This window comes from Wolbachia endosymbiont (group A) of Longitarsus flavicornis, assembly GCF_963931955.1.
GTDB lineage: Bacteria > Pseudomonadota > Alphaproteobacteria > Rickettsiales > Anaplasmataceae > Wolbachia.
In genome coordinates this window covers 455,034-477,024 of record NZ_OZ008337.1, presented here as the reverse complement: position 1 = coordinate 477,024, position 21,991 = coordinate 455,034, and the positions used below count along the sequence as shown (strand labels likewise).

The window sequence follows — 21,991 nt, the reverse complement described above, 5'->3', positions numbered from 1 at the left end:
GATGAAGTATTTGAAAGCATGAAATATAAGGAAATAGAAAAGTTAGAAGGAGAAAAGTTTCGACGTTTAACAGGGGTAAAAAAAGCAACATTTGAGCGAATGGTAGAAATTCTAGAAGTGGAGGATAAAAGAAAAAAAGCTAGAAGTGGAAGAAAAAGTAAACTTTGCATAGAAGACAGGCTACTTATGGCACTGGAATATATAAGAGAATATCGTACATATTTTCATATTGGGCAAAGCTATGGCATGAGTGAAAGTAACAGTTTTAAAATAATAAGATAGGTAGAAGACATATTAATAAAACATCCAGATTTTGCATTACCAGGAAAAAAAGAGCTATTAAAGAGTGATGTAGAATATGAAGTTTTAGTAATAGACGGAACTGAAACGCCAGTAGAGAGACCAAAAAAAAGCAAAAGCCCTTCTACTCTGGAAAGAAAAAAAGGCATACTATAAAAACACAAATAGTAACAGAGAAGAAGAGTAAAAAAGTCATATGCACATCTTTCTCGAATGGTAGAAAACACGATTTTCGGATGTTTAGAGAATCAAAGGTAGCAATAGACTTCTTTCAAAATTGTTAGAGGGAGTGTAAGATGAAGTATTTGAAAGCATGAAATATAAGGAAATAGAAAAGTTAGAAGGAGAAAAGTTTCGACGTTTAACAGGGGTAAAAAAAGCAACATTTGAGTGAATGGTAGAAATTCTAGAAGTGGAGGATAAAAGAAAAAAAGCTAGAAGTGGAAGAAAAAGTAAACTTTGCATAGAAGACAGGCTACTTATGGCACTGGAATATATAAGAGAATATCGTACATATTTTCATATTGGGCAAAGCTATGGCATGAGTGAAAGTAACAGTTTTAAAATAATAAGATAGGTAGAAGACATATTAATAAAACATCCAGATTTTGCATTACCAGGAAAAAAAGAGCTATTAAAGAGTGATGTAGAATATGAAGTTTTAGTAATAGACGGAACTGAAACGCCAGTAGAGAGACCAAAAAAAAGCAAAAGCCCTTCTACTCTGGAAAGAAAAAAAGGCATACTATAAAAACACAAATAGTAACAGAGAAGAAGAGTAAAAAAGTCATATGCACATCTTTCTCGAATGGTAGAAAACACGATTTTCGGATGTTTAGAGAATCAAAGGTAGCAATATTACCGGACACCAAAATCTTAGCTGATGCCGGCTACAGGGGAATGCAGAAGATACACAAAAATGTTGTATTACCGCACAGGAAAATGAAAAAGAATCCGTTAAGCAAAGAACAAAAAAAAGAGAACAGGGCACTTATGAGCCAAAGGGCAATTGTTGAAAACGTAATTGGCTTATTGAAAAGGTTTAAAATCATCTCGGACAGGTATAGAAACCGACGAAAACGTTTTGGTTTAAGGTTTAATTTGATTGCTGCAATTCACAATTTTGAGCTCCATACATGAATTTTGAAAGAAGTCTAATATTACCGGACACCAAAATCTTAGCTGATGCCGGCTACAGGGGAATGCAGAAGATACACAAAAATGTTGTATTACCGCACAGGAAAATGAAAAAGAATCCGTTAAGCAAAGAACAAAAAAAAGAGAACAGGGCACTTATGAGCCAAAGGGCAATTGTTGAAAACGTAATTGGCTTATTGAAAAGGTTTAAAATCATCTCGGACAGGTATAGAAACCGACGAAAACGTTTTGGTTTAAGGTTTAATTTGATTGCTGCAATTCACAATTTTGAGCTCCATACATGAATTTTGAAAGAAGTCTAATCTCACATACACTAAAATCTGTAGAGGAACAAAAGCCGGGATTTGATTTTCTTGGGTTCACAGTAAGGCAGTATTCAACAAACCGAAGTAAAAGAGGTTATAAGTTATTGATCAAACCAAGTCGTAAGTCTATAAAACAACATTCATTAGTTATCAAACAAAAACTGAGGAAAATGCGTGGAATAACTCAAGAAGCATTAATAAAGAATCTTAATCCAATAATAAGAGGATGGTGTCAATATTATACTTCAGCAGTATCTAGCAGAGTTTTCAGCTCGTTGGATAACAAAATGTTTGTAAAGCTTTGGAGATGGTCAGTTATGAGACATCTAAACAAAGGAAAACGCTGGATAAAGAAGAAATACTTTAGAAAGCATGGAAACGACAATTGGAAATTTATGACGAATAGTGGAATACATCTTATCAAATACGAAGATCACGCTATAAAATGGCACGTCAAAGTAAAGGGAATTAGATCCCCTTATGACGGAGATTGGGTATATTGGGGTAATCGCCTTAATAGAGTAAGAGGAAAATCACCGAGAGTAATAAAATTACTGAAGGTACAAGAAGGTAAATGTAATTATTGTCAATTATATTTTAAAGGTGATGATATAATAGAAGTACATCATCAAGATAGAAATAGAAACAATAAAACCATAAAAAATTTATCTTTATTGCATGGGCATTGTCACGATGATTTACATAGGAGGAGTATGCATGACAAGCACCAAATTAGAGGGAAGCCGGATGACGGGAAACTGTCAAGTCCGGTTTTGAAGTCGAGTGGGGAGAGGTGACTTTCTCCACTTAGATAACAAATTATCAACTTTGTTTTACCGCCGTATTTACAGCGTGGCGGTAAAAGATAGAGCATCTCATAATTGGCTATTCTGGAGGTAGTTTTGTCACTTGCATCACCAAGTCTTCTGATGAACTTTGTGGTAATGTGCTTGAGTTTTATTGTGTAAAGTTTGCATTTGAGGCAAAACCAGCTATAAAATACACTTGATATAAATGTTTTTATATATTAACATTAGATGCTTCTTTTAATATACAGATAAATGTGTACTAAAAGTTTTATGTTGTAGGTTTTTAAATAAATTGTATGTCTAGAATATCGTTTTTATTAATTTTAATAATAGCAATAGCAAGCTTGCCGATAATAAACAATTGGCTTTCAAATCGCAGCCAAATGCTAAGCGATGATTATATAGGTGAGAAATTAGATAATTATATAAGCAGAAATTTTGATAAGATCGTAAGAACTCTCAAAGAGGAGTCGATTAAAAGTAGTTACGCTGCTCGAGATAATGTAACCAAAAGTAAAATTTCACAATACAAGGATCAAATATTTGACCTTACTTATCCTTACTCCGGAAATGAAAATAGTAGTGTTATAGCTGTAGGCTTCCTTGACTATTCTTGTGGACATTGCAAAGCTATAAAGAATGATATAAAGCAGTTAATTAACGACGGCAAAATTAAGTATATCTTTAGGGATGCTCCAATACTTGGTAACGCTTCTTTAAAGGCAGCAAAAAGTGCTTTAGCTGTCTATTTTCTCGATAAAGAAAAATATTTCGATTTTCACCATGCTGCTTTAAGTCACAAAGGAGAATTTTCAGACGAAAGCATATTGGATATAGTGAAAAACATAGGGATTGATGAGGACGATTTTAATGATTCCATAAAAGATAACGCGGACAAAATTGAGCAAATGATAAACAACAGTAGGCTTCTAGTAAGAGATTTGGGAGTAGGTGGTACACCTTTTTTAATAATTGGAGATAGCCTGTTTGTAGGAGCAACTGATTTGAATGTATTACGCAAAAAAGTAGATGAATTAAGTCACAAGCAAGGCTAGTTACAGTTTGCCATAAAATTTTATTTTTTTGCTTGACAACTCAAATGAACCTGAGTATAGTAACTGTGGGTGTGACAGCAGTTTAACTCAGTAGTCTCATCCACTTTCCATAGCGTCATTTACTATGTGAAACGCTTTCAAATTACAACATTTTCTTCAACCAAACTATTTTACTTTCACAGGAGGGTATATGTCATTCACAGAAATTAGATTTCCAGAAAATATATCTTATGGTTCCACTGGAGGACCGGAATTTTCCACTGACGTTGTAACAACTCACAATGGTTGTGAACAGCGCAACATCAATTGGTCTCATGCACGCACTAGATACAACATAGCTTACGGGGTCAGATCAAACGAGCAGCTACTAGAACTAATAACATTTTTTCATGCACGAAAAGGTAAAGCAATAGGGTTTCGTTTTAAGGATTGGTCGGATTTTATAGCCATTAATCAAGAGATTGGTATAGGAGATAACAAAAAAACGACTTTTCAGCTAATCAAAACTTATGTAAGTGGGGAAGATAAGCATATACGTATGATCAAAAAGCCAGTACATGGGACAGTAAAGATTTATTTAAATGGTAAAGAAGAGAGTGAATATTCAGTAAATTATTCAACTGGAGAAATAACATTTATGAAGCCACCAGTAAAAGATGTGATAATCACTGCGAGCTTTGAATTTGATGTGCCCGTGCGCTTTGATACAGATTACTTAAACGCTTCTATTGATGACTATGGAAGCAATAGCTGGAATAATATCCCCTTGGTGGAAGTGAAATTTTAGTTATAAGCGAGCATAGATCCACATCATAGTAGGGCTACTAGTCACCATCAATTGAAAAAATTAAGCACCACTGAGGCTCTATATTTAAATGAGCCTTAGTATATGCAATTATTTTAAACTTTATCACCAGCTATATACTACAATGTTGCTGAGCTTTGCTAACATTTACACTTGAAGCTTGGGGAGATTCTAACTCAGTGCTTTTTTCTTCCTGCAAAATAGAAAGCTTCAACAACTCCTTTAGAGTTGATTTTGCAAGTGTTGTATCATCTTTGTTTAAGATGTAGTCTAGCATGTTGTTTTTCTGTAAGCGATTAACAAAATATCTATCTTCCTCATTAAGAACCTCTATCTTGTTAATACAAGATAATACTAAATCCGAATTCTTTGTTGCTAAAATTCCATTCAAAAAGATATCTAATTTTGTTTTATCTTCAGTTAAGTCTTCAGCTAACCTATTTCTGATATTCTCATTGTCAAACACAATGTACTCGAGGTACGAGGAAGGCTCAATAAGTATAAAGTCCTCTAAAGGTACTAGTTCTAAACAGTTGTCAGCATAAGCAAATATTCCACACTCAGTAATACGCCCTCTTCTTCTCACAACACAGCACTTGGGAAGACTATGATACATTGATAACAAAGAAAAAAGACGTATTATACTTGTACCTCTATCTTTCATTTCCTCGAAAAGCTTCCTATCATTTATTAGTTTGTACAAAATGTAATCCATAGCAGGACCTGGTTTGCGGAAACGAAACATATTATTCTTTTCAAAAATGGCCTCAGCTAATTCGATAGACTTTTTATCCTCATCTATAAAAGCCTTTTCGTTTCTATTTAACTTTATGATCTCAGCTTTGCTATTGCTGCGTAGACTAGTTTGCCCTATTAACCTCTCAAATATTTCTATATTCATATATATCCTATATTAATTAAAGTAAATATTAATGATATTTACTTTTTAAATAAAAATAAATGAAAATTTTAATAAAAATTGTAGCTTTTTCAATAGAATGAAAGTCTTTTTATATTTGTCTGAGCATCAAAGAGGTTTGATTGGTGTGATACGTTTTCTATCGCGCCTGGCTGCAGTGCCCAGCGTCAAGATCTGATGAACAATGTTCGCTTGCCAGCTTTCGCTTCAATATTTGCACAATTGTGCTAGATCCCCTGCATAACTTGCTTCAAAATCTCCTCCTGTTGCTGAGCATGGACACTAGCATAACCACATGCAGGAGATGCAGCAGCAGGTCTTGCGATACACTTAGGTCTTTTTGCTTGAATATCGAGATTGGATAACACTTCTTCTATCAATGGGTTGACAAAAAACCATCCTCCCATATTTTTTGGTTCTTCTTGACACCATATAATTTCAGCGCTTTTGTATTTTTCAAGTTCAATACTTAGTTTATCGGCAGGAAACGGATAGAATTGCTCCAAACGTATTACTGCTATATCGTTTATTTTTTGTGCTTCACATATGTCGTAATAAACTTTACCACTGCATATTACAACTTTACGTATTTTATCATTCGAAACTAAATCTGTTCTATATTCTGGAATCACCGTGAGGAATTTTCCTTCAAAGTCAGATAGGTTAGAAACTGCTCTTTTGTGACGCAATAGCGATTTAGGTGTAAACACTACTAAAGGCTTACGAAAGTCTCGATGAATTTGCCGACGTAAAACATGAAAGTAATTTGCCGGAGTGGAGCAATTAACTATCTGCATATTATCTTCTGCACAGAGTTGTAAAAACCTCTCTATACGAGCAGAACTATGTTCAGGTCCTTGCCCTTCATAACCGTGGGGCAACAATAAAACTAGACCGCTTGATCGCAACCACTTTGTTTCTGCAGATGCGATAAACTGGTCGATCATAATTTGTGCACCATTTGCAAAATCACCAAATTGTCCTTCCCAGAGCACCAGTGAATACGGGGAATCAAGACTATATCCATATTCAAAGCCCATTACAGCATACTCTGATAAAGCGCTATCTATGACCTCAAAGTGAGCTTGCTTTTCATTTATATTGTTTAGCGGAATAAACGCTTCTTCTGTTGCCTGATCAACAAGCCTTGAATGACGGTGCGAGAAAGTCCCACGACCAGAGTCTTGTCCTGATAAACGCACTCCTATTCCTTCTGTGAGCAGTGATGCAAACGCAAGACTTTCGGCAGTTGCCCAGTCTATATTACTACCGGAATTTATGCTGTCTATTCTGCCATCAAGTATTTTTCTAACCTTATTGTTAATGTTAAAGCTACTTGGGATATTGCTATTTATATGCACACCTAATTTTTTCAACTCATCTGGCGGAACACCAGAATCCGTGTAGTATTCGCTCAAATCGTTCAACTTTGCTCTTCTTAATTTTGACCATACTCCACAAAACCAGTCAGCTTTTTTTGGAGTATAAGCCGCTGATTCAGCAAGACTTTTATCCAATCTTGCCCTAAACTCACTGCGCAATTTATTTACTTCATCGCCATCTAATACTTTCTCTGCAGTCAATTTTTCTTCATACAATGTTCCAGGAGTCTTATGCTTTGATATCGCCTTATACATAAGTGGCTGAGTGAAATTCGGTTCATCACCTTCATTATGGCCATATTTGCGGTAACATATTATGTCAATCACTACGTCCTTTTTAAATTTCTGCCTATATTCCATCGCCAGACTTGCAGCAAAACTCACAGCTTCAGGGTTATCTCCATTAACGTGAAACACTGGAGCTTCTATTGATTTTGCTACATCAGTACAGTAAAAAGAGGATCGCGCACAACACGGATTAGCAGTAAAACCAACTTGGTTATTAATGACAATGTGCACAATGCCATCCACCTTATAGCCTTCAATATTGCTTAAGGTTAGAGTTTCAGCAACCACTCCTTGACCGATGAAAGCCGCATCACCATGAATTGATATGCCAAGCACAGATCTTATATTCTGTTTTGCTCTTATTCTTCCAGCCAAAACCGGATTTACCGCTTCAAGATGAGATGGATTAGGGCATAAACTTAAATGTATTTTTTTGCCACCTGAAAGTGCTCGATCAGAAGAATAACCAAGGTGATATTTAACATCACCGGACACCTCAAGACCACTTGGGTGTGCGAGATTGCCTTGAAATTCAGATAGCATTGCCGCATATTCTTTTCCCATAACTTTGGTTAGAACATTGAGCCGTCCGCGATGAGCCATACCAAGAACTACTTCTTCAATACCATAACCAGCGGAATCACTAATAATTTTTTCAATTGCAACAATAGCTGATTCTCCACCTTCGATAGAAAAACGTTTATATCCAGGAAATTTCATATGGAGAAATTGCTCGAACATCTCAGATTCGATCAAGTGCCTCAGTATTTCCTTTTTATCTTGTGAACTCAGCGTATAGGTTTGATTTTCGATCTTTTCCTGCAGCCACACTCTCTCCTCATAAGAGGAAATATGCATAAATTCAAAACCGATGTTCTTGCAGTAAATATCTCTATAGATTCTAGTGTCACCCATAGGAGAGAGATTCGAATATTTCTGATAATCTACTTCCTTATTCACATTGGGTGATAACGGATTAAGATCCGCAAAAAAATGACCGTAAGATCTGAAAAAATTTGCTAAACTAGAAACTGAATCATCCACCTTAGTTGCACGCTGTGCACCGCAGGTCTCCGCTTTATTAACTTCTAAATTGCTTGAAAAAATTCTATACCAATCCTCCCCGATTGATTTATCACCCTGCAAATAACGGCTATACATTTCTTCCACAAATTCTGCATTATCACCATAAAGGCAGCTTAAACTCGACATAATTACTATATAAGATATCAAACACTTATAAGTATAACTTAAGTTTTTTAAAAAAGAACTTTTTTGATCTCTGTAGATTAAGCTAATGCATTACCGATTTTTTGAGAATTGTCCTTGGCATTTAGCCCAACATTATTTATTGCTTGTTCAGCATTAACTTCATCAAAATCAGGAGAAGGCCATCTTGTTTGTACATAAAACACATCATGTATAGCTTTTGCAACAAGAAAAACTCCAGCAAGAGCAAATGCTGCCACTCCCGCATAACATAAAAGAGATGTGTCACATGAAGAGTAAATCGCAAAAGCAACATAACTTGTTAGAACTGCAAGAGCTAACTGACAAAATACACTGGATTTATTGATTCTCCCATACTCGACTAATAATTTTTTAACTTTACTATTCCGTAAGGATAATTCATTAATTTCTGTATTAGGATCTGCACCATTTTTTAAGAAAAGCTCTACAATTTCAATATTTCCATTCGATACAACATAAGATAATAGATTTGTCCCTATATAAGGTTGGTTTATATAATCACCAAATTGTCCATTCTTGCTGCTTTTGAATTTAGAGAAGATCTCTTTGAGAAGCTTTATATCTTTCCGAAGAATAGCAGAAGTGAAAACAGACTGTAGATCACTAAGAGAGTTAATATCATCATCTAAATCGACATAGTCAAAAGGCTTGGAATCTGGACCGATAAATTGTTCTGAAAGAGAGTGGAATGCAGTTGTTAATTCTCTATGCTGGTCCAATATCTTTCCGCTACTTTTATTTTGAGAAAGAGTGAAAAACAATTTCTCCTTATATCTTTCTTCCAATTCCCATTTTTCAGGATTATCACTCTCACTAAAACCTAATATTTTTAAAGCTTCCTTTCTATTCACAATAAATCCCCTACTGAAATATCTTAAGTTAATTATAACCCAAAATTTCAAAAAGCAAAGCTTTTTATATTAAATTGTGCCTGTTGCACAATTCCATAACTGTACAAATATTGTTCCACCGGAAAAGGGGTCATCCCAGTGTTCCTTTCTTTGTCATCCGAGTAGCCCCTATAATGTCATCCCAGTGCCCAGACACTGGGATCCAGATTGGATACTGAGTTGGTGAGTATAAAAGTATAGCTTCTACGTCATACCGCCGCGAACCGTCATACCGCGATTCATTCGCGGTATCTCTTAGCATAGATCCCGCTAACACGTAGCGGGATGACGATTGTCGGTGAACTTAAGTTACTTTAGCCATAAATATTTAAGAAATTTACCAAACGAAAAAAAGGCAAAAGAAGCCCCGAGTAGCGAGTTTTGACTCTATATTACTGTAAGTGGCGCTGTAATAATGTGCTGACGCTTAGTTTAAGCGCGGTTTGGCTGAATGTAGAAAAAATTTAAAAGACATGCAGCCGCTATAATTTTATGTAATCCGCCAAAAAATACCCTAAGTTTTTTACTGAATTTTGTCATTGAGCCTGCAGGTCAAAAACAAGTTTTGAGTCATAAATACCCTTAATGCCATAATAAGGGGGCTGGCAAAATGTGTCAAGTAAGTTTTGCATTTAATCCGTTTCTATGAGCTACTTGAATGATGAGGAAGGAGCACTTACATATTTATGGCAACCTCTTACCTCCGCTCAAAAAGTTTTTCAATATCACTGAGTTTCATTTCTATATAAGTTGGTCTTCCGTGGTTGCATTGCCCGGAATATGGGGTTTTTTCCATTTGTCTAAGCAGCACATTCATTTCTTCTAATCTCATTTTCCTGCCTGCTCTAATTGATCCATGACAAGCGATAGTGGCCAATATTTTGTTCACTTTATCTTCTACTGGCAATGTATCTTCTATTTCCGTTAATCTATCAATTATGTTAATTAGCATCTCTTTCACATCTATTGCTCCCAAAATTGCAGGGATTTCTTTTACTATCACTTTATTCTCTGATTTGATTTCAATATCAAAACCCATTTCAAATAACTTATCTTTATAGATTTCAATCATCTCCATTCCGGCTTGATTTTTGATTTCAACCGTTTCAGGAAGAAGTAGTTTTTGTCTTTTTATACTTGATTTTTGTTTTAAGCATTCATATACTAGTCTTTCATGGGCTGCATGCTGATCGACTATAATCAATTTGTCCCTTACCTCTGCAATAATATAAGTATTATAGACCTGACAGCGTGCAAACCCGAGCGGGTGGCTCTCTATCAAATCAACTTGCTCTAACACCTTTTTTTCCAGAACCATAGTCTCCGCTTGTGATGGGAATTTCTGTATGCCGGTATAATCAAACGATTTTGACTGTTCTGATAAGCCTTTTGCTTTTTCATTTGGAGAAGCAAATTCTTTTATTAGTTGATTTTCAAAAGGACTTGGCCTTCTTTCATTTTGAACATCAGGTTTATCAAAAGGATCTGGCAATGTTGAATCCATTTTCTGGTCATGCGCTGGAAAGGTGCCTATCCTTCTTGACAATGCTTTAATTAATCCTCTTGTCATTATCTCATATATGAGCTTCTTATTCTGAAACCTTACTTCTGACTTATTTGGATGCACATTTACATCTACTTGATCATAAGGTATCTCTAAATGTAACGCTGCAAAAGGATATCTATCGCTTGGAATAAAATCATGATATGCATACCTAACTGCGCCAATAAGTAAATTATCTTTAATTGGCCTTCCATTAACAAACGTATAGATCTGAGTCGACTTACTACGATTGACGGTCGGCTTACAGATGTGTCCCGTAAGTTTAATGCCGTCTTCTTCTTCATTGATCTCCAAAGAATTGCCCTGAAATTCTTCTTCTACTTCACACAATCTATGAAATAACGAAGTCTGCTTAGCGTATTTTAAGAGCTTTTTATTACCTGAAGTGAGAGTAAACCCTATATGATAGTTAATCATTGCTAGGTTGTTTACAATATCAACAATGCTTTGAGTTTCTGCTCTTTCGGTTTTTAGAAATTTTAGTCTATTTGGAGTGGCAAAAAATAAATCTCGTACTTCAATATGTGTCCCTTGTGATAAAGAGTAAGGGGTTTGCTCCCCTATTTTCTCTCCACCCTCATAACTTATAGACCACGCCTCACTTGCTCCATGTGCCTTAGACGATAGCTTTATTCTACTTACTGCAGCAATTGAAGGCAGAGCTTCTCCTCTAAAGCCAAGATGCTTGATTTCTATCAACTCACTATCGCTCAATTTTGAAGTAGCATGACGCATAAACGCAAGTTCTAAATCGTTTTTTTCTACTCCGTTACCATCATCTATCACAGTAATAAGATTACGCCCACCACTTTCTATTTTGATCTCTATTTCTAAACTTCCAGCATCTATTGCATTTTCCACTAATTCCTTTACTACACTTGCTGGCCTTTCTATCACCTCCCCCGCTGCTATACGGTTTATGGTTTTTGTGTCTAAAAGGATTATTGCCATAGATTTATTATGAAACTGGTTTTTCTTTTACTTCTTTGGTCTGTTTCTCTCTCCACTTTTTTAACCTACCTGCAATTTCACTGTTGGAAATTGACAATATAGATACGGCGGTAATGGCAGCATTATATGCTCCATTTTCTCCTATAGACATGGTTGCAACTGGAACACCCTTTGGCATTTGAACTATAGAAAGTAAACTGTCCAGCCCATTTAATTGTTTACTATGCACAGGAACGCCGATAACTGGTAAACAAGTTAGTGACGCAACCATACCAGGTAAATGAGCTGCACCTCCTGCACCAGCTATAATAACCTTAAAACCTTCTTCTTGTGCAGATTTAGCAAAATTGAAGAGCCTTTCTGGCGTTCTATGTGCAGATATTATGAATATGTCATGTGAAACTTCTAATGCTTTTAACATATCGACGGTATGGACCATAGTGGTGTAATCTGACTCACTTCCCATGATAACAGCAATATCTTTTTTTATTTTTGTCATATTCAACACAATTTTACTTACTAACTAAATAATGTTCCAGCTAAAAAGCAACAAATATTTAAGTTATATTATAAATATAATATATAGAATTCTCGTTAAAATAGAAATTTTAAAAATTTAAATAAATATCTATGTTAAGATATAGAGATATAAACTTCTTATGTAAGATAAATTTATAAAATAATTATTTTTGTATTTCAAGCTTTGTAATTTTAGCTTGTTCTTTCTGTAAATGATTTTCTCAGATAGACTGATAGTAAAATGATAATTTAAAATTACTAAAAACTTGATTGAAATATTAATATATAATCAACTTAAAGTTTTAAATATTGATGTCATATAATTATTGACAAGTTATATGATATTAATATCTTGATATATTAAATATTATAAATGTTTAATAAAGTTAATTGATATGTGAGTGTAAGGATTATGGAAATAATATCGTTAAATAACTTAGACAGTGCAGGAGTAAAAACAAAGTTGCTTCATATAATAAATAAAATTATAGAAAAAAATGCTTGGACTCAGGCTTATGCAGCTGAGAAACTTGGTATCGATCAGCCAAAGGTATCACAAATTAAAAATGGTAAAATAGATGGTTTTTCTTTAGAGCGATTGTTAGGATTTCTGAAAAAATTTGATCATGAAATAACAATCACGATGACAGAAAGCCAAGAAATAAAATCTGAGGCAGAAAAAGTAAAACATGAAGTTGAATCGCAATAGATACAAAGTTGACAACTTGTTTTTTGTGATATAGTATAAAATTTATTAAGGTAGTATCTTATGGCTGAGTCTATTGTAGAAAAGTGTACAGAACAGGTAAGTAACCGTTTCAAATTGGTTCTATTGGCAAGTCAAAGAACACATGATTTAAATACAGGGGCAAGTAATCCAGTTCAAACAGCTCAGTTTAAAGACCATAAGAACACCATAGTTTCCTTACATGAAATAGCAGAAAAACAGGTGGATACTCATGAGCTGTTTAACCTTTTGGTAGGTAGGTGCAAGGAGTACATGAAAGGAAATATGAATAATGTTTACAGTAGTAATACAAGTAAGCTAGCGAATTTATTAAATTTTTCTGATAACACAGATCTTGATGCAAGTCAAGAAAGCCAAGGTTATGAAGTGGATGGTGAAATAGATGATGAAATAAATGATCAAGATGGCGATGAAGAAGTATCCGTTTAGAAATCTACTGAAGTTACATAGTCTTTAAATGATTCACATTGCTATCTATACACTGTTGTTCTGTATGAGTGTAATGTTGTGTCGCATAGTGTCTAAGTCAAGTGATGTGTACAATAAGGTTTTAGCGTTCAATAATTTCTCAACGCAAGTAGTTGTACTCATAACAGCAATATCAATCATTCTGAATAATTTTTTTTTAATTGATATAGCATTGTTATATGCTAGCGTTAGCTTTATATCAACTATAGCACTAATGAGATTAATGTTGTTTTAATAATTTATGATAGGGTCCGTTCTTATATTTTTAGGCATTTGTTTAGTAATCATTTCAAGTGTGGGAGTAATTAGATTTTCTGATTTCTATACTAGGTTACATGCAGCAGGTATTACAGATTCTAGCGGTGCAACGTTATTGTTAATTGGTTTTGCTTTGCAGAATGGATTTTCAATCAATACTGTTAAAATAATATTATTAATTCTTATAATATGGGCAGCTAGCTCAACTAATAGTTATGTTTTAGCGCGCACTTATTATAAAGTTAAGAAAAAAACTGTTAAAGAAGGTTAAGGTGTTAGAAATATTAAATGTAGTGCTACTTTTGTTGTTACTAACAGTTACGGTTTTTATAGTCTTCTCGCGACATTTAGTCGTAAGTGCTGTTCTAATGTGTGTATTTAGTTCACTTATTGCGCTTATATACTTAATTATGAATGCACCTGATGTTGCAATTACTGAAGCTTCTGTTGGTGCGGGGCTCAGTACGGTTTTTACGTTTGCAGCACTCTCCTTGATAAAGAATCATAAAGTAAATCTATCTCATAACCCTATAACGCTTTTTTTTATGTTATTTCTGGCTGTATGTTTGTCATATTTTATGATTCAATTGCCAGATTTTGGCAGCCACAATGCTCCGATCCACTTGCATGTTGCTCCTTATTATGTGGAAAATACCGAAAAAGCTACCGGTATTCCTAATATAGTGACAGCTATTTTGGCAAGCTTTCGTGGTTATGACACGTTTGGAGAAACTATAGTAGTTTTTACTGCTGCGCTTTGTATAACGTTGATATTAAAAGAAGAAAAAGAAAATGATTAAAGATCCGATATTAAATGCAGTAACATTTTTGATGATACCTTTTATCATTTTATTTGGTTTATACATACAATTTCACGGTGATTACACTCCGGGTGGAGGTTTTCAAGCAGGAATAATTATTGCCTCCGGGATAATATTATATTCAATGCTATTTGGTGTATCTACAACTCTAAAAGCAATACCTTATTCTGTGATTAGATTGACTAACGTGTTAGGTATTTTAATTTATGGAGGAACGGGCGTTGCAACAACTTTACTTGGCCAAAATTTTTTATCTTACGATATCTTGTTAGCCAATAATAGAACCGGTCAAAAATTAGGTATTTTTTTAGTGGAATTAGGTGTAGCATTTACTGTCTGCTCCTCTATGTTAATTATATATATAAATTTTGCTCGTAGGAAAAAACAATGACTTTATATAATTATACGATTATTATTGTATTAATGGTGCTAGGTTTATATATTATTATAAACGATAAAAATTTAATCAAGAAAATGATAGGGGTAAGCGTCTTCCAAGCATCTGTTTTGTTGTTTTATATCTCTCTAGGATATATAAAAAGTTCCTTGCCTCCTATATTGGTTTCAAATTTTTATTCATATAGCAATCCTATACCCCATGTTTTAATGCTTACTGCTATAGTGGTTGGAATTGCAACATTTTCAGTTGGATTGTCCATAGCAGTAAAAATGGAAGAAAAGTATGGAACAATTGATCAAGACAAGTGTACATAAATTAACAGTATCTTAAACTATATGAAGTAACAAATAGCCACAAGTTAAAAGTAAAATTATAGACTTGCTCGTTGTAAGTTTGTTTGTTAATAAGAAATAAAATTATAAACTATAAAGGTAATGATGTCAACTATTAATGATGCAGAAGATAAGAAAAAAATTATCAGAGATCTGGTAACTAAGAGTATAAAAAAGGGTGGTTTTATCACCTTTGATGATATAAATGATAAATTATCAGATGAAAATTTTTCGTCTGACTTTATAGATGATGCTATATCTTTATTGCAGGACTCCGGAATTAATGTACTTGAAAGTAGCGAAGATGAAGAAGATATTCCTTCCAACAGTGATGATAGTAAACTTGATGATGATGACACATCGCCAAATGTTACTGCAACTTTAGTACAAAATGATGATCCAGTAAGGATTTATTTACAAGACATGAGCTCTGTAAAGCTTTTGTCGAGGGCAGATGAAATCGAGATAGCAAAAAAAATTGAATCTGAAAAGCATAACATGTTACGTGCAATAATTGAAACATCAGTAACATTAAAGGTGATAAAAGTATGGCGTGATGATTTAAGTAGTGGAGCTCTCTTACTGAGAGAAATTATAGATCTGGATGCAATTTATAACTCTGATTTTAATGTGGTACCCAAAGAAGAGAGTGAGGAAAGTGCTGAAGATGCTGAGTACTGTAGTGATGATGAGAAAGATAGTAAAAAAAGTGATGATGAGAAAGACGGTGATAATGAAGATATAAGTTCAGTCAATTTAAATGTTTCTATTCTTGAAATGGAAAGTGATTTATTGCCAAAGGTCATAGTTGCATTGGATGAGATAATTACTTTAGCAAATGGAGCATTGGTATTAAGAAAAGATTCTAAAGATTCCTCTGACGAACTAGAAAATTTGTATAATCAAATATGGTCTATAGCATTACAAATTAAGTTAAGTGATGCTGCTGTTGCCAGAATTACACAAGAACTTTATAAGATAAATAGATCCATTACGCTTGAAGAGGCTAATCTTATTGCTGAGGCTAGAAAATACGATATCGATAGAGAAAGTTTCTATAAAGTTTATGATGACATGCTTTTAAAGCACGAGTTGAAAGAGATAAGTCTTTTAAAGATCAATGAAAATCAGTCCTCTTTTACAGGTGAATTAAAAAACAAATTTTTAAGGTTTATAGACGATAACTCTGAACATATAGCTAGTACCTTGAACGGTATTAAGCAGCATATACAGGAAGATAACGTGCAAGAATTTAAGGAGCTAATCAAGAGAATACAAAAACACGAACGAGAAGTCTCTGAAGCAAAGCAAGAAATGATTAAGGCTAACTTAAGGCTAGTAGTTTCCATTGCTAAGAAGTATTCAAAAAGAGGTCTTGATCTGCTTGATTTGATACAAGAAGGCAATATTGGTCTTATGAAGGCCGTGGATAAGTTTGATTACAAACGTGGATATAAATTTTCAACTTATGGCACTTGGTGGGTAAGACAATCAATCACTAGGGCAATACCTGAGCAGTCTAAAGTAGTGAGAATACCAGTTCATATGGTGGAAATTATCAGTAAAATCAACAGAGCATTAAGAAATATGACTCATGAGATGGGGAGGGAACCGACGTTAGAGGAATTGAGTGTAGAACTGACAATGCCGCTGGAAAGAATACGCAAAGTTATGAAAATAGCAAGGGATCCAGTAAGTCTTGAAGCTCCAACAGGAAAAGATGATAGTAGTACCTTCGGTGATTGTATAGAAGACAAGCGAGTCTCCAGACCAGAGGATGCTGCAATACTTGCTGACTTGCGCGGCATTACAACCAATGTTCTTGCAACTTTAACACCAAAGGAAGAAAGAATTTTAAGAATGCGTTTTGGCCTTGGTAAAGATGGGAAGGAACATACCTTAGAAGAAGTAGGAAAAATTTTTAATGTAACACGTGAGAGAATTAGGCAAATAGAGGCAAAAGCACTGCGCAAGTTGAAACATCCAAGCCGCGCTAGAAAGCTTAGAGGGTTCTTTTAAGTATACGTGTCAAGTTAAGAAGAAGCTGATTTTGCCCGGAAAAAATGGAGAGAAAGTCAGAGCGTTTTTAAAATAAAACGTTTTTTCAAAAAGGTATGATATGAAGGAAATATACAATAAAGTTTAAAATGGGGGTTGTAAAAAAGTTGCACCGCTATTTTTCTTTTTTTATGAATCTAATGAAACAATATGCTAATCTACGGTAAATATTATGACAAACAAAAATGACAATTCTAATTCAAAGTATAGAAATTTTTATGTTCTGGGTGATAGCTTATCCGATAATGGCGCAATCATTGGAATTTTAAATAATTTATCCTTTGCAAAAAGCGTAAAATTTGATGATCCTTTTTATCAAGGAAGATCTTTTAGCAATGGCCCTACTGCTGTTGAATATATAGCAAAATATTTAGATTTAGATGAATTTAAACCTGGGTGGAGTTATTCATTTTTTGGGAGATGCCACGAACAGCAAGGTCAGAATTACGCAGTTTCATATGCAACAGCATCTGAAATTTTTGACCCTATTTTTTCTTATTTCTTCAATAAATTTCGTTTAGCTAACCAGCTAGATGCGGTAATTAAACATCATCCAGATATAGGTAAAGAAGATTTATTTTGCATCATAATCGGCGGAAATGATGTTATGGTTGCCACTGCTTATGATGATACTAAAGCGGAAGAAGTGTTGGAACAAGCAGTGAGTGAAATATGTAATGCACTTAAGGTTCTAAATGAACATGGTGTTAAGCATGTAGTTGTTGCAAACGCACCTGAAGTTGGCTCAATACCAGCTTTTAATAGAGATGAAGAAGCAAGGGAACTAGCTACAAAGCTCACAGAGAGTTTCAATGCAAAATTGGCTAATGGCTTAGATTATATGAAGAAAAGTACAAATCTTGAAATAAAAGCATTTGATCTTAACTCTAAAATGAAAAGTATGCTTAGCGAATACAAGAGCAAAGGTTTAAATTGTCAAGATGCATGCACATCGAACATTGCAGACCAAATTGGGAGATTTAAAGAAAATATAAAAATACTCTTAAAGTTGATATTTAAAGGGGAACTTGACATTCACTATAACCCTGAGTGTAGCAAAGAAACACTAAAGGATTATTTCTTTTTTGATTATTTTCATCCAACTGCAGAACTTCATCATGAAGTTGGTAATGAAATGTATGAGTTGATTTAACACAGTTTATTTAACCATACGCGTCAAGTTAAGAAGCAAGGGTAAGAAAATTCAATGAACTTAAGGTGGATACTCTATAGTATTTTCTAAAATGAATGATAAACGTCTAAAATGGTATTACCAACTAAAAGGTGTAAGTCTGTACATTGATGCATTAGAGGTCTGAGGCGACTTTTGATGGTGTGCCAACAATGCTCTATCGGATTTAGATTTTACTTTTACCCACAAATATAAAAAGTGCGTAAGCTAAATAATTTAGGATCAAAATGATAGAAACAAGTACAAGCGTGCAATATACAGATGGCTTAGGGGATAAATGGCTGGAAAGAGAGTTAAAACACATTAATTTGGGAGATATAAGGCTTAATAAAAGACTTATAAAAACAAGTTATTGCATAGAGGGTAAGGCATCTGAATCAAAGCTGTAGTGGGTGGAAAGAAGCTAAGGGTGCATATAAGCAATGAAAAACTTAAAGATAAGGAAATTTATTCTTCCCACTACAAAGAAACTAAGGAAAGAATAAAAGGGAACCGGTTAGTTTTTTCAATTCAAGATACAAGTTATTTGGATTTTGACTCTCATATAAAGACCAAGAGACTAGGTAGTATTTCTAAAGCTTATACAAAGCATAAAATGGGTTTACTGTTGCATAGTGCCTAGCAAAGACGGATTACCTTTAGGTCTATCTTCCCAACAATGTTGGGCGCGTTCTATTAGAACCTGTACATGATCTCAAGAAAGGAATAAACTAAGAGATAATGTATATAAGTTAGGATATATGAGGAGTTTATACCCAAGTAATATAAGTCGGGAAAGATTTGAGATTATATTACCAGATCTAGAGTCCTGTAGAAAAAAAACAAAACCAAGAAAACTTGATTTGTATGATGTATTTTGTGGAGTGTTATACGTTCTGAAAAGCGTTTGTCAGTGGAGAATGCTACCAAAAGAGTTTCCAAAATGGCGCAATTGTTACGACTATTTTAAGAAGTGGAGTGAAAAACCAGATGCAAATAAAGAAAGTGTTCTGGAGCTGGTGTTAAAAAAAAATAGTTGGCGTAGTCCGACAAAACAATGGTCGGAAAGAAAAAACCAGCTTCTGCATAATTGATGCACAGAGTGTAAAAAATGCAGATACTGCTGAAGAAAAAGGCTACGATGCAGGCAAAAAGATTTCAGGAATAAAACGCCATATTGCAGTAGATACGCAAGGTTTGCCACATGCAATTTATGTAACAACAGCAGAGATAACTGACCGTAGCAGTGCTGTGAGAATGGTAGAAAATGCAAAAGAAAACCTCTCGGGAGTTAAAAATGTACTGGTTGATGCAGGCTATACGGGAGAGAATTTTGCAACACAAATAAAAGCAACTATTGGTGCAACTGTTGAGGTAATAAAACGCAGTGAATTACATACCTTTGCTGTATTGCCAAAAAGATGGGTTGTAGAGCGTTCTTTTGCTTGGTTGGAAAAATGTAGACGGTTATGGAAAAATTGCGAGCGTAAACTCAACACCAGCTTGCAAATGGTAGTTCTTGCTTTCACTGCTTTGTTCCTCAAAAGATTATGAACAGGTTCTTAGGGAAAAAGAAACGGCACAAGAAAAAGCAAACAGGTACCTCCATAGAAGAAAAAGAAAGTTATAAGTGGATAACAGCTCTCAAAGAAACTATAAACAACCTTCCTCCAAATGTACAACTTTTGGTGATAGGGAAGCAGACATCTTCAAATTTTTATGGGTGGCTGAGACGTTAGGTAGTTTTTATGTAATCCGCAATCGAGCTAATAGAAGATTTATCTGTACTGAAGTCGGAAAAACAGATTTGCAAACACGCATCACTCAACTGCCAGTAAAAAAGAAAATTTCTCTAGAAGTTACTAAAGGTGGAAACCAGAGATCAAGGAAAGCTAATATTGAAATTAAGTATATGAAAGCCTATCAGATCTTCTTCCATTTATGGGTCAAAAGATACAATACATAAAATAAGTCCCTGTATATGTGGTAAATGCAAAAGCTCCTGATGGATTGGAAGCTGTCGACTGGACTCTACTAACTAATGTACCATACTTTAGATGCCATAGAAAAGATAAATTGGTATAAGCTAAGATGGAAAATTGAAGAGTATTTTAGGATTTTAAAATCAGGATGTAAGATAGAAAGCTCTCGCTTAGCTACAAAAGAAAGATTACAGAAGTTAATTGCTATAAAAAGTATAATCGCGTTTAAAATTTTATATTTGACAAAAGTGGCTTTATCAAATCCCATGGAAACCTGTACTAAAATTTTAACCAACGAAGAGTGGAAGGTCCTTTACATGCGTGAGTATCGGGTAGCAACATTACCCGAAGAACCTCCAAACATAAAACAAGCTATTATTTGGTTAGGAAAATTGGGTGGATTTATGAATAGAAAAAGTGATAATTTACCAGGGTCTATGACTCTATGGCGGGGCTATGAAAACCTTAAGGAGAGCATTGTTATGCTTCACATCATAACCTCTCAAAATTGTGGGTAAAAGTGAGATTTAAACCTGGGTGGAGTTATTCATTTTTTTGGTAGATGCTACGAACAGCAAGGTCAAAACTATGCAGTTTCATGTGCAACAGCGTCTGAAATTTTTGACCCTATTTTTTTTTATTTCTTCAATAAATTTCGTTTAGCTAACCAGCTAGATGCGGTAATAAAACATCATCCAGATATAGGTAAAGAAGATTTATTTTGCATCATAATCGGCAGAAATGATGTTATGGTTGCCACTGCTTATGATGATACTAAAGCGGAAGGAGTGTTGGAACAAGCAGTGAGTGAAATATGTAATGCACTCAAGGTTCTAAATGAACATGGTGTTAAGTGTGTAGTTGTTGCAAACGCACCTGACATTGGCTTAATACCAGCTTTTAATAGAGATGAAGAAGCAGGGGAATTAGCTACAAAGCTCACAGAGAGTTTCAATGCAAAATTGGCTAATGGCTTAGATTATATGAAGAAAAATACAGATCTTGAAATAAAAGCATCTGATCTTAACTCTAAAATGAAAAGAATGACCTTATTCAGATGGTATGAATAGTTATTGAGCTTAATTATTAGAGTAGTAATGTTTATTTTTATATTGACTATTGAGGTTTATTATTTTATAACTAAAAACTTAGTTATTTTAATGAGCTTGAGTTTATAACATATGCCTACGATAAATCAATTAATACGTAAGGGTAGATTAGGATTGACCCATAAGAAAAAGGTACCAGCTTTGGGAGAAAGCAACCCTCAAAGGAGAGGTGTTTGCACTAAAGTGTATACTACAACTCCTAGGAAGCCTAACTCAGCACTCCGTAAGGTAGCCAGAGTAAAAATTGGTGGATATGGTGAAGTGACAGCTTATATACCTGGTGAAGGTCATAATTTACAAGAGCACTCTGTTGTTTTGATACGTGGTGGGCGGGTTAAAGATTTGCCAGGTGTGCGTTATCACATAATAAGAGGTGCCCTTGATCTGCGTGGTGTGCAAAATCGGAAGAAAGCTCGTTCAAAATATGGTGTAAAGAAATCTGGTTAAA

Annotated in this window: 24 protein-coding genes and 3 pseudogenes; 21 read left to right on the top strand and 6 right to left on the bottom strand. The window is 34.5% G+C overall.

All coding sequences use genetic code 11. The features are described from left to right. Nucleotides 1–18: 18 nt before the first annotated feature. The 6 genes and pseudogenes from AABM58_RS02360 to AABM58_RS02335 form a co-directional block, all read left to right on the top strand. Nucleotides 19–563 (top strand): annotated as a pseudogene (locus AABM58_RS02360) (transposase family protein); the annotation flags it as partial. A 50-nt stretch (nucleotides 564–613) separates the two neighbouring features. Further along, nucleotides 614–1,440 (top strand): annotated as a pseudogene (locus AABM58_RS02355) (IS5 family transposase). A gap of 17 nt (nucleotides 1,441–1,457) precedes the next feature. Next, nucleotides 1,458–1,742: pseudogene (locus tag AABM58_RS02350) on the top strand (transposase family protein); the annotation flags it as partial. After that, the gene (locus AABM58_RS02345) at nucleotides 1,739–2,560 is read left to right on the top strand and encodes a group II intron reverse transcriptase (RefSeq protein ID WP_338406204.1); all 822 of its coding nucleotides are present in this window, start codon (nucleotides 1,739–1,741) and stop codon (nucleotides 2,558–2,560) included. The pseudogene AABM58_RS02350 and the gene AABM58_RS02345, both read left to right, overlap by 4 nt. A gap of 308 nt (nucleotides 2,561–2,868) precedes the next feature. Beyond that, complete coding sequence (locus tag AABM58_RS02340; protein ID WP_338406203.1) at nucleotides 2,869–3,627, top strand: DsbA family protein; 759 nt, start codon at nucleotides 2,869–2,871, stop codon at nucleotides 3,625–3,627. A 190-nt stretch (nucleotides 3,628–3,817) separates the two neighbouring features. Further along, nucleotides 3,818–4,414 carry a TIGR02217 family protein gene (locus tag AABM58_RS02335; RefSeq protein ID WP_264329612.1) on the top strand — a complete coding sequence of 199 codons (597 nt, stop codon included), beginning with the start codon at nucleotides 3,818–3,820 and terminating at the stop codon, nucleotides 4,412–4,414. Between the two features lie 130 nt (nucleotides 4,415–4,544). On the opposite strand, the gene AABM58_RS02330 is transcribed toward AABM58_RS02335, so the two are convergent. The 6 genes from AABM58_RS02330 to purE form a co-directional block, all read right to left on the bottom strand. Then, nucleotides 4,545–5,333, bottom strand: a complete 789-nt coding sequence (locus tag AABM58_RS02330) for a GTPase Era family protein (RefSeq protein WP_338406202.1) — start codon at nucleotides 5,331–5,333, stop codon at nucleotides 4,545–4,547. Between the two features lie 245 nt (nucleotides 5,334–5,578). Further along, complete coding sequence (locus tag AABM58_RS02325; protein WP_338406201.1) at nucleotides 5,579–8,233, bottom strand: 2-oxoglutarate dehydrogenase E1 component; 2,655 nt, start codon at nucleotides 8,231–8,233, stop codon at nucleotides 5,579–5,581. Between the two features lie 77 nt (nucleotides 8,234–8,310). Beyond that, nucleotides 8,311–9,123, bottom strand: a complete 813-nt coding sequence (locus AABM58_RS02320; protein WP_338406200.1) for a hypothetical protein — start codon at nucleotides 9,121–9,123, stop codon at nucleotides 8,311–8,313. A 130-nt stretch (nucleotides 9,124–9,253) separates the two neighbouring features. Continuing rightward, on the bottom strand, nucleotides 9,254–9,424 hold the full coding sequence (locus tag AABM58_RS02315; protein WP_338406199.1) for a hypothetical protein: 171 nt from the start codon (nucleotides 9,422–9,424) through the stop codon (nucleotides 9,254–9,256). Nucleotides 9,425–9,859: 435 nt separating this feature from the next. Further along, complete coding sequence (mutL, locus tag AABM58_RS02310) at nucleotides 9,860–11,677, bottom strand: DNA mismatch repair endonuclease MutL (protein ID WP_338406198.1); 1,818 nt, start codon at nucleotides 11,675–11,677, stop codon at nucleotides 9,860–9,862. Between the two features lie 7 nt (nucleotides 11,678–11,684). Beyond that, complete coding sequence (purE, locus tag AABM58_RS02305; protein ID WP_015589499.1) at nucleotides 11,685–12,176, bottom strand: 5-(carboxyamino)imidazole ribonucleotide mutase; 492 nt, start codon at nucleotides 12,174–12,176, stop codon at nucleotides 11,685–11,687. A 432-nt stretch (nucleotides 12,177–12,608) separates the two neighbouring features. On the opposite strand from purE, the gene AABM58_RS02300 reads away from it, so the two are divergent. From AABM58_RS02300 to rpsL, 15 genes are all read left to right on the top strand, one after another. Beyond that, complete coding sequence (locus AABM58_RS02300) at nucleotides 12,609–12,905, top strand: helix-turn-helix domain-containing protein (RefSeq protein WP_338406197.1); 297 nt, start codon at nucleotides 12,609–12,611, stop codon at nucleotides 12,903–12,905. A 60-nt stretch (nucleotides 12,906–12,965) separates the two neighbouring features. Next, a complete protein-coding gene (gene rpoZ, locus AABM58_RS02295; protein ID WP_338406196.1) occupies nucleotides 12,966–13,373 on the top strand; it encodes a DNA-directed RNA polymerase subunit omega in 408 nt (135 codons plus the stop codon). Nucleotides 13,374–13,401: 28 nt separating this feature from the next. Continuing rightward, nucleotides 13,402–13,647, top strand: coding sequence for a monovalent cation/H+ antiporter complex subunit F (locus AABM58_RS02290; RefSeq protein WP_320109922.1), 246 nt, complete (start codon nucleotides 13,402–13,404; stop codon nucleotides 13,645–13,647). 6 nt (nucleotides 13,648–13,653) lie between these two features. Next, nucleotides 13,654–13,941: a monovalent cation/H(+) antiporter subunit G gene (locus AABM58_RS02285; RefSeq protein WP_338406195.1), complete on the top strand. Its 288-nt coding sequence runs from the start codon at nucleotides 13,654–13,656 to the stop codon at nucleotides 13,939–13,941. A 1-nt stretch (nucleotide 13,942) separates the two neighbouring features. Further along, the gene (locus tag AABM58_RS02280) at nucleotides 13,943–14,470 is read left to right on the top strand and encodes a DUF4040 domain-containing protein (protein ID WP_015589497.1); all 528 of its coding nucleotides are present in this window, start codon (nucleotides 13,943–13,945) and stop codon (nucleotides 14,468–14,470) included. Further along, the gene (locus AABM58_RS02275) at nucleotides 14,463–14,882 is read left to right on the top strand and encodes a Na(+)/H(+) antiporter subunit B (protein WP_338406194.1); all 420 of its coding nucleotides are present in this window, start codon (nucleotides 14,463–14,465) and stop codon (nucleotides 14,880–14,882) included. Before AABM58_RS02280 ends, AABM58_RS02275 begins: the two co-directional genes overlap by 8 nt. Further along, complete coding sequence (locus AABM58_RS02270; RefSeq protein WP_253307288.1) at nucleotides 14,879–15,205, top strand: cation:proton antiporter subunit C; 327 nt, start codon at nucleotides 14,879–14,881, stop codon at nucleotides 15,203–15,205. The genes AABM58_RS02275 and AABM58_RS02270 overlap by 4 nt, the downstream gene beginning before the upstream one ends. Nucleotides 15,206–15,328: 123 nt before the next feature. Continuing rightward, nucleotides 15,329–17,242, top strand: a complete 1,914-nt coding sequence (gene rpoD / locus AABM58_RS02265; protein ID WP_338406193.1) for an RNA polymerase sigma factor RpoD — start codon at nucleotides 15,329–15,331, stop codon at nucleotides 17,240–17,242. Between the two features lie 211 nt (nucleotides 17,243–17,453). Next, nucleotides 17,454–18,434 carry an SGNH/GDSL hydrolase family protein gene (locus AABM58_RS02260; RefSeq protein WP_338406192.1) on the top strand — a complete coding sequence of 327 codons (981 nt, stop codon included), beginning with the start codon at nucleotides 17,454–17,456 and terminating at the stop codon, nucleotides 18,432–18,434. A 266-nt stretch (nucleotides 18,435–18,700) separates the two neighbouring features. Continuing rightward, nucleotides 18,701–18,862 (top strand): transposase DNA-binding-containing protein, encoded by a 162-nt coding sequence (locus AABM58_RS02255; RefSeq protein ID WP_182319418.1) that lies wholly within the window; start codon nucleotides 18,701–18,703, stop codon nucleotides 18,860–18,862. 351 nt (nucleotides 18,863–19,213) lie between these two features. Next, nucleotides 19,214–20,006 (top strand): IS5 family transposase gene (locus AABM58_RS02250; RefSeq protein ID WP_338405927.1). Its coding sequence is split into 2 segments (ribosomal slippage): nucleotides 19,214–19,477 and nucleotides 19,479–20,006, totalling 792 coding nucleotides; the frame shifts between segments, so codons are not numbered across the junction. A 76-nt stretch (nucleotides 20,007–20,082) separates the two neighbouring features. Next, nucleotides 20,083–20,418 (top strand): hypothetical protein, encoded by a 336-nt coding sequence (locus AABM58_RS02245; protein WP_338406191.1) that lies wholly within the window; start codon nucleotides 20,083–20,085, stop codon nucleotides 20,416–20,418. A gap of 75 nt (nucleotides 20,419–20,493) precedes the next feature. Further along, entirely contained in the window at nucleotides 20,494–20,952 is a 459-nt protein-coding gene (locus AABM58_RS02240; protein ID WP_338406190.1) for an IS4 family transposase, read from the top strand. 15 nt (nucleotides 20,953–20,967) lie between these two features. Beyond that, a complete protein-coding gene (locus tag AABM58_RS02235) occupies nucleotides 20,968–21,504 on the top strand; it encodes an SGNH/GDSL hydrolase family protein (protein ID WP_338406882.1) in 537 nt (178 codons plus the stop codon). Nucleotides 21,505–21,615: 111 nt separating this feature from the next. Further along, nucleotides 21,616–21,990 (top strand): 30S ribosomal protein S12, encoded by a 375-nt coding sequence (gene rpsL, locus AABM58_RS02230; RefSeq protein ID WP_265016038.1) that lies wholly within the window; start codon nucleotides 21,616–21,618, stop codon nucleotides 21,988–21,990. The last annotated feature ends 1 nt before the right edge of the window (nucleotide 21,991 follow it).